General features: G+C 66.8%; 11 protein-coding genes. 2 read left to right on the top strand and 9 right to left on the bottom strand.

All coding sequences use genetic code 11. From position 1 onward, the window contains the following. Nucleotides 1-132: 132 nt before the first annotated feature. From C1926_RS11685 to C1926_RS11645, 9 genes are all read right to left on the bottom strand, one after another. On the bottom strand, nt 133-1,005 hold the full coding sequence (locus tag C1926_RS11685) for a crotonase/enoyl-CoA hydratase family protein (RefSeq protein ID WP_079221765.1): 873 nt from the start codon (nt 1,003-1,005) through the stop codon (nt 133-135). Between the two features lie 160 nt (nt 1,006-1,165). Continuing rightward, entirely contained in the window at nt 1,166-2,842 is a 1,677-nt protein-coding gene (locus tag C1926_RS11680; RefSeq protein WP_108759299.1) for a long-chain fatty acid--CoA ligase, read from the bottom strand. A gap of 190 nt (nt 2,843-3,032) precedes the next feature. Further along, nucleotides 3,033-4,715, bottom strand: a complete 1,683-nt coding sequence (gene betA / locus C1926_RS11675) for a choline dehydrogenase (RefSeq protein ID WP_108759298.1) — start codon at nt 4,713-4,715, stop codon at nt 3,033-3,035. A gap of 106 nt (nt 4,716-4,821) precedes the next feature. After that, entirely contained in the window at nt 4,822-6,294 is a 1,473-nt protein-coding gene (betB, locus tag C1926_RS11670; protein WP_108759297.1) for a betaine-aldehyde dehydrogenase, read from the bottom strand. Between the two features lie 40 nt (nt 6,295-6,334). Further along, the gene (gene betI, locus C1926_RS11665; RefSeq protein ID WP_108759296.1) at nt 6,335-6,925 is read right to left on the bottom strand and encodes a transcriptional regulator BetI; all 591 of its coding nucleotides are present in this window, start codon (nt 6,923-6,925) and stop codon (nt 6,335-6,337) included. 164 nt (nt 6,926-7,089) lie between these two features. Next, a complete protein-coding gene (locus tag C1926_RS11660; RefSeq protein ID WP_079221770.1) occupies nt 7,090-7,722 on the bottom strand; it encodes an AAA family ATPase in 633 nt (210 codons plus the stop codon). Next, entirely contained in the window at nt 7,722-8,096 is a 375-nt protein-coding gene (locus C1926_RS11655) for a type II toxin-antitoxin system Phd/YefM family antitoxin (RefSeq protein WP_079221771.1), read from the bottom strand. Before C1926_RS11655 ends, C1926_RS11660 begins: the two co-directional genes overlap by 1 nt. Before the next feature lie 313 nt (nt 8,097-8,409). Then, on the bottom strand, nt 8,410-11,163 hold the full coding sequence (gene acnA, locus C1926_RS11650) for an aconitate hydratase AcnA (protein WP_108759295.1): 2,754 nt from the start codon (nt 11,161-11,163) through the stop codon (nt 8,410-8,412). A gap of 171 nt (nt 11,164-11,334) precedes the next feature. Beyond that, the gene (locus tag C1926_RS11645) at nt 11,335-12,237 is read right to left on the bottom strand and encodes a LysR family transcriptional regulator (protein WP_049455867.1); all 903 of its coding nucleotides are present in this window, start codon (nt 12,235-12,237) and stop codon (nt 11,335-11,337) included. A 109-nt stretch (nt 12,238-12,346) separates the two neighbouring features. Here C1926_RS11645 and C1926_RS11640 point away from each other — a divergent pair, with 109 nt between their 5' ends. Continuing rightward, nucleotides 12,347-13,468: a 4-oxalomesaconate tautomerase gene (locus tag C1926_RS11640; RefSeq protein ID WP_108759294.1), complete on the top strand. Its 1,122-nt coding sequence runs from the start codon at nt 12,347-12,349 to the stop codon at nt 13,466-13,468. Nucleotides 13,469-13,544: 76 nt separating this feature from the next. Further along, nucleotides 13,545-14,606, top strand: a complete 1,062-nt coding sequence (locus tag C1926_RS11635) for an ABC transporter substrate-binding protein (protein ID WP_079225216.1) — start codon at nt 13,545-13,547, stop codon at nt 14,604-14,606. The last annotated feature ends 14 nt before the right edge of the window (nt 14,607-14,620 follow it).

Here is a 14,620-nt window from a genome sequence, read left to right as displayed (position 1 = left end):
GCTCGGCTGCATTCCGCGCGGTCCGCGACGCAAGGCATCCACGCATGGCGTGGATCTACTGCCTTGGTGGCGCGAGCGCGAAAAAAAGCCCGGTGGCCAGCCGGGCTTGAACCCAGAGGGGGAGGACAGCAATCAGGCCGCGTCGAGGCCGGCGCGACGGGTCTGCGCCTTCACCAGGCGATCCATCGTGCGCAGCGAACGGTCACCCAGGGCCAGCGCGGAGTCGACCCACACCTTGGTGATTTCCAGCAGTTCGTCGTAGCTGACCGCCTGCGCCAGGTTGCGCGCCGCGTTCATGGCCAGGTACGACTGCGGCAGGCGCTGCTGCTGGCGGATCATGTCTTCGACGGCGGCGCGGCCTTCGCCCTTCTTCACCAGCACGTCGACCACGCCCAGTGCATGCATTTCCTCGGCGCTGTAGACGCGGCCATCGAGGATGATCTTCTCGGCCAGCTGCGGCGACACCCGGCGGCACAGGAAGGAATAGGCGCCCATGCCCGGGAACAGGCCGAACAGCACTTCCGGCAGGCCCATGCCGCAGCCTTCCTCGGCCACGATGGTGTGGCAGGCCAGGGCCATTTCCAGGCCGCCGCCCAGCGCATCGCCCTGGATGAGCGCGATCGAACGCACGTCACCGCCGAAGCCGGTGTGCAGGTGATGCACGCCTTCCACGCAGCGCTGGGCGTAGGTCAGCAGCAGGTCGCGGTTGCCCTCGCGGATCAGCCGGGTGAACAGGTCCAGATCGCCACCCAGGTTGTACGCGGCGGCATCGGAGGCCAGCACGAAGTGGCGCAGCTGCCCGCTGTGGCGCTGCGCCGGGCCGCGGGTGATGGCGCTCATGTAGCTCCACATTTCGTCCAGCATGTCCTTGCGGCAGCACGGGCGGATGCCCGTCGCAGCATCGGCATGCATGAACAGCCAGTGGGCGGTGTCGTTGTTGCGGTCGTCCGTACGGATGGTGGCGTAGGGCGAACCACTGGTCGGCAGCTTTTCGATGGTGCTCATTGAAGTGTCCTCGGCATGCGGCCCGTTGAGAGAAGTGGTGGCCGGCGGGCCGAACGGTCCACACACGCGGCGATGCTACACCGGGCACGTGGCCACGCATGCGAAAAGGCCCGGGTCGTTGCCGACCCGGGCCTGAAAGCATTCAACCTGGAGCAGACCCTTACGGGGCGGGCGTATCGCGCAGTTCGCGGCGCAGGATCTTGCCCACGTTGGTCTTCGGCAGTTCCTTGCGGAATTCCACGATCCGGGGGTGCTTGTAGCCGGTGAGATTGGCCCGTGCGTGTTCCTTGACCATTTCGGCGGTCAGGTTCGGGTCCTTCTTCACGATGACCACCTTTACGACTTCACCGGACTTCTCGTCCGGTACACCGACGGCGGCCACTTCCAGCACGCCCGGCATCATCGCGATGACGTCCTCGACTTCGTTCGGGTACACGTTGAAGCCGGACACCAGGATCATGTCCTTCTTGCGGTCGACGATGTAGAAGAAGCCCTGTTCGTCCATCTTCGCCATGTCGCCGGTGTGCAGCCACTGGTCGGCATCGATGGCGGTGGCGGTCTCGTCGGGGCGCTGCCAGTAGCCCTTCATCACCTGCGGGCCGCGGATGCACAGCTCGCCCACCTCGCCCATGGCCAGGACATTGCCGTTGTCGTCCTTGATGCAGGCATCGGTGGACGGGATCGGCAGGCCGATGGCGCCGTTGTATTCCTTCAGGTCCAGCGGGTTGATGCAGGCCGCCGGCGAGGTCTCGGTCAGGCCATAGGCCTCGACCAGGGTCACCCCGGTCACCTTCTTCCAGCGCTCGGCCACCGCACGCTGCACGGCCATGCCGCCACCCAGGGTCACCTTCAGCGAGGAGAAGTCGACAGTGTCGAAGCCGGGGGTGTTGAGCAGGCCGTTGAACAGGGTGTTGACGCCGGTGATGGCGGTGAAGCGCACCGACTTGAGCTCCTTGACGAAGCCCTTCATGTCGCGCGGGTTGGTGATGAGGTGGTTGCAGCCGCCGAACTTCATGAAGACCAGGCCGTTGGCCGTCAACGCGAAGATGTGGTACAGCGGCAGGGCAGTGATGATCCACTCCTTGCCCGGCTCGATGCCCGACGCGCCGATCCAGGCCGAGGCCTGCTGCATGTTGGCGATCAGGTTGCGGTTGGTCAGCATCGCACCCTTGGCGACGCCGGTGGTGCCGCCGGTGTACTGCAGGAACGCGACGTCGTCGTGGTCGATCTCGACCTTGGGCAGGGTGTGGCGGCTGCCGAGCTTGAGTGCCTGGCGGAAGCGGACCGCGCCCTTCAGATGGTAGTTGGGCACCATCTTCTTGACGTACTTGAGCACGAAATTGACGATCGTGCCCTTGAGGCCGAGCAGGTCGCCCAGGCCGGTGGTGATGACGTGCTTGACCGGGGTGTCGGCGATGACCTGCTGGACGGTGTCACCGAAGTTGTCCACCACCACCAGCGCGCTGACGCCGGCGTCGACCAGCTGGTGCTTCAGCTCGCGCGCGGTGTACAGCGGGTTGACGTTGACCACGGTCAGGCCGGCGCGCAGCACGCCGAAGGTGGCGATGGGGTACTGCAGGCAGTTGGGCATCATCAGGGCGACGCGGTCACCCTTCTTGAGCTTGAGCTCACCCAGCAGGTAGGCGGCGAACTGCTCGACCAGGACGTCGGTTTCGCCGTAGGTGAGGACTTTGCCGAAACTGGAGTAGGCGGGACGGTCGCGGAATTTCGCGACGGAAGCGTCGAAGACCGAAGCTACCGAATGGAACTCGTTGATGTCGATTTCGGCGGGAACGCCTTTCGGATAGCTCTGCAGCCAGGGACGATCCAGACTCATATTCCCCCTCCAGGAATCGTTTTTGATGGGTGCGGCGCGGACAGTATCCGCCAGAACCGCTCGCAGCAGCATACCGTTCCGTAGGGAAAACGCGAAGGGGGCGTCTGTGTCCGGTAGTGCCGGCCGCTGGCCGGCACTGAAGGAGCCGGCCAGCGGCCGGCACTACCCGAAGGATTGAGAGGCGTATGCGTCAGCTGCGGCTGCGCGCCGGGGCGCCGTTGGCCTTGTAATAGGGCGCGGTGCTGCGGGCCAGCGGGCTGCGGCCACGGATCACGTCGGCCAGCTTCTCGGCGATCATGATGGTCGGCGCGTTGAGGTTGCCGGTCACCACCTGCGGCATGATCGAGGCATCGACGATGCGCAGGCCTTCCAGGCCGTGCACGCGTCCCTGGCCGTCGACCACCGCCATCGGGTCATCGGCGTGGCCCATCTTGTTGGTGCACGAGGGGTGGTAGGCCGTCTCGGCGTGCTCGCGGACGAAACCGTCGATCTGTGCGTCGGTCTGCAGCTCACGGCCCGGCGAAATCTCGCGGCCGCTGTACGGCGCCAGCGCCGGCTGCGCGAAGATCTCGCGGGTGATGCGGATGGCGGCGCGGAACTCGCGCCAGTCCTGCTCGTGCGACATGTAGTTGAACAGGATGCTGGGGTGCACGCGCGGATCCTTGGATACCACCTGCACGCGGCCGCGGCTGGGCGAGCGCATCGAGCCGACGTGCATCTGGAAGCTGTGCGCCTTGATCGGGTTGGAGCCGTTGTAATTGATCGCCACCGGCAGGAAGTGGTACTGCAGGTTCGGCCAGTCGAAGGCCTCGTCGCTGCGGATGAAGCCACCGGCCTCGAACTGGTTGCTGGCGCCGATGCCGGTGCCCATGAACAGCCATTCGGCGCCGATGGCGGGCTGGTTGTGCAGCTTCAGCGCAGGGGCCAGCGATACCGGCTTTTTGCACTCGTACTGCAGGTACATCTCCAGGTGATCCTGCAGGTTGGCGCCGACACCCGGCAGGTGGTGCACCAGGTCGATGTCCAGGCTGCGCAGCAGTTCGGCCGGGCCGACGCCGGAGCGCTGCAGGATCTGCGGCGAGGCGATGGCGCCACCGCACAGCAGCACTTCGCGGCGTGCGGTGGCACGCTGCGGCTGGTCGTTGTGCAGCCACTGCACGCCGACCGCGCGCTTGCCCGAGAACAGGATGCGATCGGTGAGGGCGTGGGTGACGATGGTCAGGTTCGGACGCGGCTTGGCCAGGTCCAGGTAGCCACGGGCGGTGCTGGAGCGGCGGCCCTGCGGGGTCACCGTGCGGTCCATCGGGCCGAAGCCTTCCTGCTGGTAGCCGTTGAGGTCGTCGGTGCGCGGGTAGCCAGCCTGAACGCCGGCTTCGACCATGGCGGCGAACAGTTCGTTGTTGCCGGCCTTCGGCGTGGTCACCCGCAGCGGGCCATCGCCGCCGTGGTAATCGTTGGCGCCGATGTCGCGGGTCTCGGCCTTGCGGAAGTAGGGCAGGCAGTCCAGGTAGGTCCAGTCTTCCAGGCCGGGCATGCTGGCCCAGTGGTCATAGTCCATCGCGTTGCCGCGGATGTAGCACATGCCGTTGATGAGCGATGAGCCGCCCAGGCCCTTGCCGCGGCCGCAATCCATGCGGCGGTTGTTCATGAAGGGCTCCGGGTCGGTCTTGTACGCCCAGTTGTAGCGCTTGCCCTGCAGCGGGTAGGCCAGTGCGGCCGGCATCTGGGTGCGGAAGTCGAGGCGGTAATCCGGGCCACCGGCTTCCAGCAGCAGCACGCTGACATCGGCATCCTCGGTGAGGCGGGTGGCCAGCACGTTGCCGGCCGAACCAGCGCCGATGATGATGTAGTCGTACTCGGTGTGGGTGCTCATGGGGTTCTCCTGCTGGCCGGGACGCGCGATGCGCAGGCGTCCCGGCGGAATGTCGGTCCGGCACGCGGGCCGGGCGGTGGGGCGGGGCCGGCTCAGGGCGCGCTGATCAGAACACGCTGGCGTAGTCGCCCAGTTCGACCTGCACCGACTTGATGCGGGTGTAGTGGCCGAGCGTGGACAGGCCGTTCTCGCGGCCGACGCCGGACTGCTTGTAGCCACCCACCGGCATTTCCGCCGGCGATTCGCCCCAGGTGTTGATCCAGCAGATGCCGGCTTCGAGGCGGTGGATGATGCGATGGGCGCGGCTGATGTCCCGGCTGACCACACCGGCAGCGAGGCCGAAGGTAGTGTCGTTGGCGCGGCGGATGGCTTCCTCCTCGTCGTCGTAGGCGAGGATGCTCATCACCGGCCCGAAGATCTCCTCGCGGACGATGGTCATGTCATCGCGGCAATCGGAGAACACGGTCGGCAGCACGTAGGCGCCTTCGGCCAGTGCGCCTTCTCCGGCACGGCCACCGCCGGCCAGCAGGCGCGCGCCTTCGGCCTTGCCACTGTCGATGTAGCGCAGCACGTTCTGCATGTGCGGGAAGCTGACCATGGGGCCGAAGTTGGTGTCGGCCGCCTGCGGGTCGCCGATGCGGATGCGCTTCACGCGTTCGACCACGGCGGCTTCGAATGCGGCCAGCAGGACGCGCGGCACGAACACGCGGGTGCCGTTGGTGCAGACCTGGCCGGAGCTGAAGAAATTGGCCATCACCGCGATGTCGGCGGCGCGGTCCAGGTCGGCGTCATCGCAGATGACCAGCGGCGACTTGCCGCCCAGTTCCATGGTCACTTCCTTCAGCGAGGAGGACGCAGCCGCGGCCATCACCTTCTTGCCGGTGGCCACGCCGCCGGTGAAGGAGATCTTCTCGATCACCGGATGCTCGGTGAGCCAGTTGCCGATCTCGCCGCCCGGGCCCTGCACCACGTTGAACACGCCGTCCGGAACGCCGGCTTCGGTGTAGATCTCGGCCAGCTTCAGCGCGGTCAGCGGGGTCACTTCGGAGGGCTTGAACACCATGGCGTTGCCGGCGGCCAGCGCAGGCGCCGATTTCCACAGCGCGATCTGGATCGGGTAATTCCAGGCACCGATGCCGGCGACCACGCCCAGCGGTTCGCGGCGCGTGTAGAAGAAGCTCGATTCGCGCAGCGGCAACTGGATGCCTTCGATGGCGGTGGCCAGGCCGGCGTAGTACTCCAGCACGTCGGCGCCGGTGACGATGTCCACCGTGGTGGTTTCGGCCAGCGCCTTGCCGGTATCCAGGGTTTCCAGCCGGGCCAGCTCATCGTTGCGCTCGCGCAGGATATCGACGGCGCGGCGCAGGATGCGCGAGCGCTCCATCGCCGTCATCGCCGCCCAGACCTTCTGTCCTTCGGCGGCGCTCTGCACCGCGCGTTCGACGTCGGCCTGGCTGGCGATCTGCACCTCGGCCAGCACCTGGCCGTTGGCCGGGTTGATGCTCTGGAAGGTCTTGCCGCTGGTGGCGTCGACGCGTTGGCCGTGGATGTAGAGCTGCTGTACGGGCAGGGGGGACATGGGGCACTCCTGGAAACAAAGGGGAAGGGCTTGAGGCTGCTTATACGCCCTCGGGCTGCAGCTGGAAGTCGATATAGGCGTAGGCCAGCGCGCGTGCGGCGGCGGTGTCGAACGGGCCGCCGACCAGGCTGCCGCGCAGCCACAGGCCGTCGATCATCGCGGCCAGCCCGCGCGCGGCGTCGCGGGCGCGTCCGGCGGGCAGCGCGCGGTGGAACTGATGGGCCAGGTTGGAATACAGCCGCTGGTCGTTGATGCGCTGCAGGCGAGCCAGTTCCGGCTGGTGCATGCTCGCCGCCCAGAAGGTCAGCCAGACCCGCATGGCCGGGCCGCTGGTCTGGGTCTGGTCGAAGTTGCCATCGACCAGGGCGCGCAGCTGGGCCCGCGGGTCTGCATCGGCGCGGGCCCGGCAGTGGGCGAACGCGTCCTTCAGTTCATTGAGGATCTGCCGCATGGCCGCGTTGAGCAGGCCGGCCTTGTCGCCGAAGTAGTGGGCGACGATGCCGGTGGACAGGCCGGCCTGGCGGGCGATGTTGGCCACGGTGGCATCGGCCAGGCCGATATCGTGGATGACCTGGAAGGTGGCCTGGATCAGCTGCTCGCGGCGGATGGGTTCGATGCCTTTCTTCGGCACGGTCTCACCTGGGGCATGGGCGTTGGCCCGAGGTGGACAGTATCGCGTTTGTTGATTGAACGTTCAATCAACAAAAGGTGAAGGCGGTGTATGGGTGGGGATCTGGGTTGGGGTCAGAGCCCTCTCCTGCGGAGAGGGATCCGACCCCGGATCCGGCCCCGGGTTTACAGGCGGAGGGCGGCTTCCAGCAGGGGGGCGGCCCAGGCGGGCGTGGCCGCCAGCTGGGCAAGGTCGTCTGCTTCGGGGTACAGCACCTGGCCATCCTCCATCTGCAGCAGCAGTTGCGGATCGGGCACGGCTTCGCCGGGGGCGGCATCGGCGCTGTTGTCGTAGACCTGCAGCTGGGCCAGCACCGGCATCAGTCGCACCAGGTTCTGCTGGGCCAGCGGCCAGCGCCGGCGGATGTCGGCCTCGTTGATGGGGTGGCCGCCGCTGCGCACCCGTGCCTGCACGCGCGCGATGTGCTGCTCCGGGCTGGACAGCCCGCAGAACCACATCAGCACGTCGTGGCTGTGGCTGGCTTCATGCAGCAGGGCGGCGATGGAATTGCCGCCCAGGGTGGTTTCGAAGGCATGGTTGTGGCCCCGTTCGAGGGCATCGCGGATGCGGTTGACACCTTCCTGCCAGGCCTGGGCGTTGGCCTCGGCCTGGGACTGGCCCGACAGCTCGCGCAGGCCACGGGCGAACGTATCCGGATTGAACCAGTCCAGCCCGGCCTCGCGCAGCACGTGGCCGCCCACCGAACTCTTGCCGGCGCCGTTGACGCCGGCAAGGACGTACAGGAACGGTCGAGACATCAGTGCCCCGTGCCGGCCTTGACCTGCCCCTTCAGGCGCGCCGGGCGGCGCAGCAGCGCACGCGCGGTGTCACCGGACTGGGCCTGCTGCAGCACGGCCAGGCGCTGGTCGAAGCCGGCGCGCAGTTCGGCCAGGCCCGGGGCCTGCCCGCGCAGTTCTTCCAGCGAGGATTCCAGCGCTTCCACGCGGGCCTGCAGGGCGCGGTACTGCTCGATGGAGACGATGACCGCCTGCGGCTCGTTGTGGTTGGTGACCACCACCATGCGCTGGTCGCGGACCTCCTGCATGACCTTGCGCCAGTGCTCCTTCACCGACGAGGCGGTGGTGTGGGTCAGCTCGTTGATCGGGTCGAAGCGGACGGGCAGGTGAAGCATGGCGGGGCTCCAGCGGGGGTATGGGCCCACCTTACGCCTGTTTCATGCGAATTGCATGAATTGGGAAAAATATGAAAATAGTACGGATTGCAGAAACGGCCGGATCGTTGTCGATCCGGTCGTTGTCCAACCGCCGCCGGGCATGGCCCGGCGCTACCGGCTTATTTGCTGGCCAGTTGGCGCAGCACGTACTGCAGCAGGCCGCCGTGGCGGGCGAGGAGGCGCGTTTGCGAACCACGGGTTCGCGCGCCTCCGCAGCGCCCCCGCGCTGGCGCGGGGGCCGGGCTTCCGCCCATTGGTGGCACGGGACGGTTCAGCGACCCGCCAGCTGGCGCAGCACGTACTGCAGCAGACCGCCGTGGCGGAAGTACTCGACTTCCTTCGGGGTCAGCAGCATCACCGAGACCTCGAAGGTCTTCTTCGTGCCATCGGCCTTGGTCGCGGTGACGGTCGCGCGCTTGCTGGCACCGTCTTCCAGGCCGGTGATGTCGATCGTCTCCGAGCCGTCCAGGCCCAGCGACTGCACGTTGTCACCGTTGCGGAACTGCAGCGGCAGCACGCCCATGCCGACCAGGTTGGAACGGTGGATGCGCTCGAAGCTCTCGGCCACCACGGCCTTCACGCCGAGCAGCAGGGTGCCCTTGGCGGCCCAGTCGCGCGACGAGCCGGTGCCGTATTCCTTGCCGGCCAGCACCACCAGCGGCACGTTGTCGGCCTTGTACTTCATGGCCGCGTCGTAGATCGCCAGCTTTTCCGGCTGGCCGCCGTTGGCCGGGTAGTACAGGGTGTTGCCGCCTTCCTCTCCACCGAACATCAGGTTCTTGATGCGGATGTTGGCGAAGGTGCCGCGGACCATGACGTCATCGTTGCCGCGGCGGCTGCCGTAGCTGTTGAAGTCGGCCGGCTGCACGCCGCGTTCCTGCAGGAAGCGGCCCGCCGGCGAATCCTTCTTGATGTTGCCGGCCGGGGAGATGTGGTCGGTGGTGATCGAATCGCCGAACAGGCCCATCACGCGCGCGCCGTGCACGTCGTCGATGCTGCCGACCTGCATGGTCATGCCATCGAAGTACGGCGGGTTCTTGATATAGGTGGAGGCATCGCTCCACTCGTACAGATTGCCGTCCGGCGAGGCGATGGTGTTCCAGCGGGAATCGCCCTTGAACACGTCGGCGTAGTTCTGCTTGAACATCTCCGGGCCGATGGTCGCAGCGATGACGTCGCCGATTTCCTTGTTGCTCGGCCAGATGTCGCGCAGGAACACCGGCTGGCCATCGCTGCCGGTGCCCAGCGGCTGGGTGGTCAGGTCGATGTCGGTGGTGCCGGCGATGGCGTAGGCCACCACCAGCGGCGGGCTGGCCAGGTAGTTCATCTTCACTTCGGGGTGCACGCGGCCCTCGAAGTTGCGGTTGCCCGACAGCACCGAGGTGACCACCAGATCGCCAGTGGCGATGCCGGCGCTGACTTCGGTGGGCAGCGGGCCGGAGTTGCCGATGCAGGTGGTGCAGCCGTAGCCCACCACGTAGAAGCCGATCTTCTCCAGCTCCTTCAGCACGCCGGCCTTTTCCAGGTAATCGGTGACCACGCGCGAGCCTGGGCCGAGCGAGGTCTTCACCCACGGCTGGCGGTTCAGGCCCTTGGCGGCGGCGTTGCGGGCCAGCAGGCCGGCGCCGATCATCACCGCCGGGTTGGAGGTGTTGGTGCAGGAGGTGATGGCGGCGATGACGACCGCGCCGTCCTTCAGGCGGACCTTGCGGCCTTCGGTCTCGATGTCCGCATAGCCCTTGGCCAGCTGTTCGTTGCCGACGGCCGCGCCGCCGCCTTCGCTGACGAAGGTGGAGACATCGGCGCTGCGCTTGTCACGGTTGGCGGTGAGGCCGACCAGCGATTCGCGGTAATTCTTCTGCACGTCCTCCAGCAGCACGCGGTCCTGCGGGCGCTTGGGGCCGGCCAGCGAGGGCTTGACCGTGCCCATGTCCAGCTCCAGCGTGGTGCTGTACTGGGCCGGTGCGCTGCCCGGTTCGTGCCACAGGCCCTGGGCCTTGGCATAGGCTTCGACCAGATTGATCTGCTCGTCGCTGCGGCCGGACAGGCGCAGGTAGTTCAGTGATTCGTGATCGATCGGGAAGATGCCGCAGGTGGCGCCGTATTCGGGGGCCATGTTGCCGATGGTGGCGCGGTCGGCCAGCGGCAGGTGCTGCAGGCCGTCGCCGTAGAACTCGACGAACTTGCCGACCACGCCCAGCTTGCGCAGCATCTGGGTAACGGTCAGCACCAGGTCGGTGGCGGTGGCGCCTTCGGGCAGCTTGCCGCTCAGCTTGAAGCCGACCACCTGCGGGATCAGCATCGAGGACGGCTGGCCGAGCATGGCCGCCTCCGCTTCAATGCCGCCCACGCCCCAGCCGAGCACGCCGATGCCGTTGATCATCGTGGTGTGGCTGTCGGTACCGAACACGGTATCGGGGTAGGCAACCGCCTTGCCGTCCTTGTCCGCGGTCATCACCACGCGGGCCAGGTTCTCCAGGTTCACCTGGTGGACGATGCCGGTGTTGGGCGGCACCACCTTGAAATTGTCAAAGGCCTTCTGGCCCCAGCGCAGGAAGCCGTAGCGTTCCTGGTTGCGCTGGAATTCGATCTTGCCGTTGAGGTCCAGGGCGTCGGGCTTGCCGAACACATCGACCTGCACCGAGTGGTCGATGACCAGTTCGGAAGGGATCTGCGGATTGATCTGCTCGGGCTTGCCGCCCAGCTTGACCACCGCATCGCGCATGGCGGCCAGGTCGACCACGCAGGGCACGCCGGTGAAGTCCTGCAGGACCACGCGCGCGGGCATGAAGGCGATTTCGGTATCCGGCTCGGCGCTGGGCTGCCAGCGAGCCACCGCTTCGATGTGGTCGGGGCCGACGGTGGCGCCGCCATCCTCGTGCCGGAGCAGGTTCTCCAGCAGGATCTTCATCGAATAGGGCAGGTGGGAGATATCGAAGCGCTGGCCCAGCTTGGGAAGGCTGAAGTAGTCGTAGGTCTTGCCGCCGACGTCCAGCTGGCTGCGGGTGGAGAACGAATCGCTCATGCGGGATGACTCCTCTTGCTGATGGCTTGCACTGGCCCACCGTGGCGGGCCTGCTTGCGTTTGCCGGTGGCGTTCCGGCCGCCGGATCCCCGCCAGTATGGCCGAGCGGGGAGGGGCCGAAACGCCCTTGGCGCAGGACGCAAGGTTACATGGCTGTATGTAGTGCCGATGTCACGGTTTGCCGCGCCACTGGCTCATCAGCATCTGCAGGAAGCGCTCGGCGGTGGGTGAAAGCAGGGCGCCGCGGCGGCGCACGATGCCGATGGTGCGCGACACCACCGGATTGCCGATCGGGCGGGTCACCAGGATCGGGTGGTCGCCATCGGGGGTGGCCATCTTCGGCAGCACCGATACGCCGATGCCGGCTTCGACCATGCCCAGGGACGTGGACAGGTGGGTCACTTCGTAGTGCCAGCTCAGCTTCAGGTTTTCGCGTGCCAGGGCGCCGTCGAGCAGGGTGCGGTTGCCGCTGGTGCGGTGCACGGTGATGAGCTGGTGCTGGGCCAGGTCGGCCCATTCGACCTTGCGCTTGCGGGCCAGCGGGTGGTCGCGGCGGCAGGCCAGCACGAAGGGGTCTTCGGCCAGTACGTCGAAATCCAGGTTGGGGTCGTTGGCCCCCATGAAGTTGATGCCGAATTCCACTTCGCCGCGTTCCACCGCCTGCAGGCCCTCGGTGGCCGGAATATCGAGGATGCGGAAGCGCACGTTCGGGTGCGCCTCGTGGAAGCGTGCCATCACGCTGGGCAGGAAGTAGAACGCGGCCGTGGGCAGGCAGGCGATGGTGACCGTGGCGCCGCGGGTGTCCTCGCGGCCACGCAGGGAAAACAACGAACCGTCGAACTCTTCCAGCATGCGCCGCACCAGCGGCAGCAGGTTCTCGCCGACGGCGGTGGTGCTGACGCTGCGCGTGGTGCGTTCCAGCAGGGGTGAGCCGACGGCCTGTTCCAGCTTCTGGATGCGGCGGCTGAGCGCCGGCTGCGATACGTGCAGGCTTTCAGCGGCGCGATGGAAGCTGCGTGTCTCGGCAACAAGAAGGAACGCGCGCAGGTCGAGGATTTCGCAATTGATGCTCATTGGGTATCAATCATCCAAAAATCAGCAATTCACAGATCAATCGGGGTCATGCCAGTATCGAATCACAGAGGGGGTATTCATCCCCTATACGCATCAATCTAGCACACGTATGTCCAACGATCTGCTCAGCATTCCCTGCGTGCTCATGCGCGGCGGTACTTCCAAAGGCCCCTTCTTCCTGGCATCCGACCTGCCGGCGGACACCGCCCAGCGCGACCGCCTGCTGCTGGAAGTGATGGGCTCGGGCCATCCGCTGCAGATCGACGGCATCGGTGGTGGCAACGCCCTGACCAGCAAGGTGGCGATCATCGACCGCTCCAGCCGCGATGATGCCGACGTGGACTATCTGTTCGCCCAGGTGCGGGTGGAGCAGCAGGTGGTGGATACCTCGCCCAACTGCGGCAACATGCTGGCCGCGGTCGGCCCATACGCCATCGAACGGGGCCTGGTGCAGGCGCAGGACCCGCAGACGTCGGTGCGCATCTTCAACGTCAACACCGGCAAGCTGATCGTGGCAACGGTGGAAACGCCCGGTGGCGAAGTGGTCTACCGCGGCGATACGCGGATTGCCGGTGCGCCGGGCTCGGCCTCGCCGGTGCGGCTGTCCTTCCTGGATGCGGCCGGCGCCCGCACCGGCAAGCTGCTGCCCAGTGGCCACGCGCAGGAAACCATCGATGGCGTGGCGGTAAGCCTGGTGGACTGCGCGATGCCGATGATGCTGGTGCGCGCCGAGGACCTGGGCGTGCGCGGTGATGCGTCGCCAGCCGAACTGAATGCGGATGCGGCCTTCCTCGCCCGGCTGGAGGCGCTGCGCATCGAAGCCGGGGCCCGCATGGGCATCGCCGACGCCGGCAACAAGGTGATTCCCAAGCCGGTGCTGCTGTCTGCGCCGCAGCACGGCGGCCATCTGCAGGTGCGCTACTTCATGCCGCACCAGTGCCATACCGCGCTGGCGATCACCGGTGGGGTCGGCCTGGCCACGGCGGCGGTCACGCCAGGCACGCTGGCCAACACTTTCGTCGGATGCCTGGGCCTGCCCGGCAGCATTACCCTCGAACATCCGAGCGGGGCCCTGGATGTGGGCCTCAGCCGAAGCTCGGACGATGCGCCGGTGGTTGCCAGCGTGGTCCGTACCGCCCGCCGCCTGTTCGAAGGCCGTGTGTTCGCGACCTCGCCGGCAACCCCCGAGATCTGTTCCACCCAAGCCCGCCAATGGACTTCAGCGGCATGACCTGAAACCGGTCGGGCCCGCGCAGCCGCGCGTGGCCGGCCACCACAACGTAGATGCTTCACTCCTGGGAGGGATGATGTACAAGCAGATGTTCATGGCCGCGCTGTGCGCGGCAGGCCTGGCCATGGCCGGGTGCAGCAAGCAGGGGGCCGATGCACAGGGCGCGGCGGCCGGCGGTGGCGACAACGCGCCGGTGCGGATCAGCGTGGGGTCGTACAACCTCAACAACCTGCCGTTCTTCATTGCCGATTCGAAGGGTTACTTCAAGGACGTCGGCCTGGAAGTGAAGACCGAGAACTTCGCCCAGGGCGGTTCGAAGGTCCTGCAGGCGCTGGTGGCCAACTCGACCGACGTGGCGGTGGGCTTCTATGACCACACCATCCAGATGCAGGCCAAGCACAAGGACGTGGTGGGCTTCGTGCTGCTGTCGCGCAATTCCGGCCTGGTGATGGCCGGCCGCGATGATGCGACGTTCGACCCGGCGCGCCCGGATACGATCAAGGGCCAGAAGGTGGGCATCACCGCACCGGGCTCTTCGTCCGACTTCTTCGTGCGCCACTTCCTGGCCCAGCATGACATCCCGGTGGACAGCATCTCGCTGATCGGCGTGGGGTCCGGCGCGGCGGCGGTGGCAGCACTGGAGCAGGGCAAGATCGACCTGCTGGTGAACTACGACCCGGCGGCGACGCTGATCACCGAGCGCAAGGTCGGGAAGATCATCATCGATGCACGCAGTGACGAGGGCGCACGCCAGGTTTACGGTGGCCTGTATCCGACCTCGGTGATGTATGCCAACCGCAGCTTCCTGGAACAGCGCCCGCAGGCGGCCGAGAAGATCGCCCGCGCCGAGCAGATGGCCCTGAAGTTCATCGCCGACAACAGCGCCGAGGACATCGTCGCCGCACTGCCGGACAGCTATGTCTCCGGCGACCGTGCCACCTACGCGCGTGCCGTGGAGAACGCCCGCGCGATCTTCACCACCGATGGCCACTTCACCGCTGCCGATCTGGAAACGCCGCTGAAGGTGCTGCGCGAGTTCAACAAGGATGTCGCCAACGCCGACATCGATCTGTCCAGGACCTACACCAATGCCTTCGTCGAGCGTGCCCACGCTGCGGCGCCGGCCGCCCAACGTTAAGCGGAGGTAACCCC

The sequence above is a fragment of the Stenotrophomonas sp. ZAC14A_NAIMI4_1 genome, from assembly GCF_003086915.1.
Lineage (GTDB): Bacteria > Pseudomonadota > Gammaproteobacteria > Xanthomonadales > Xanthomonadaceae > Stenotrophomonas.
Note: the sequence above shows the minus strand (reverse complement) of the source record. Positions and strands in the feature narration are given on the sequence as shown.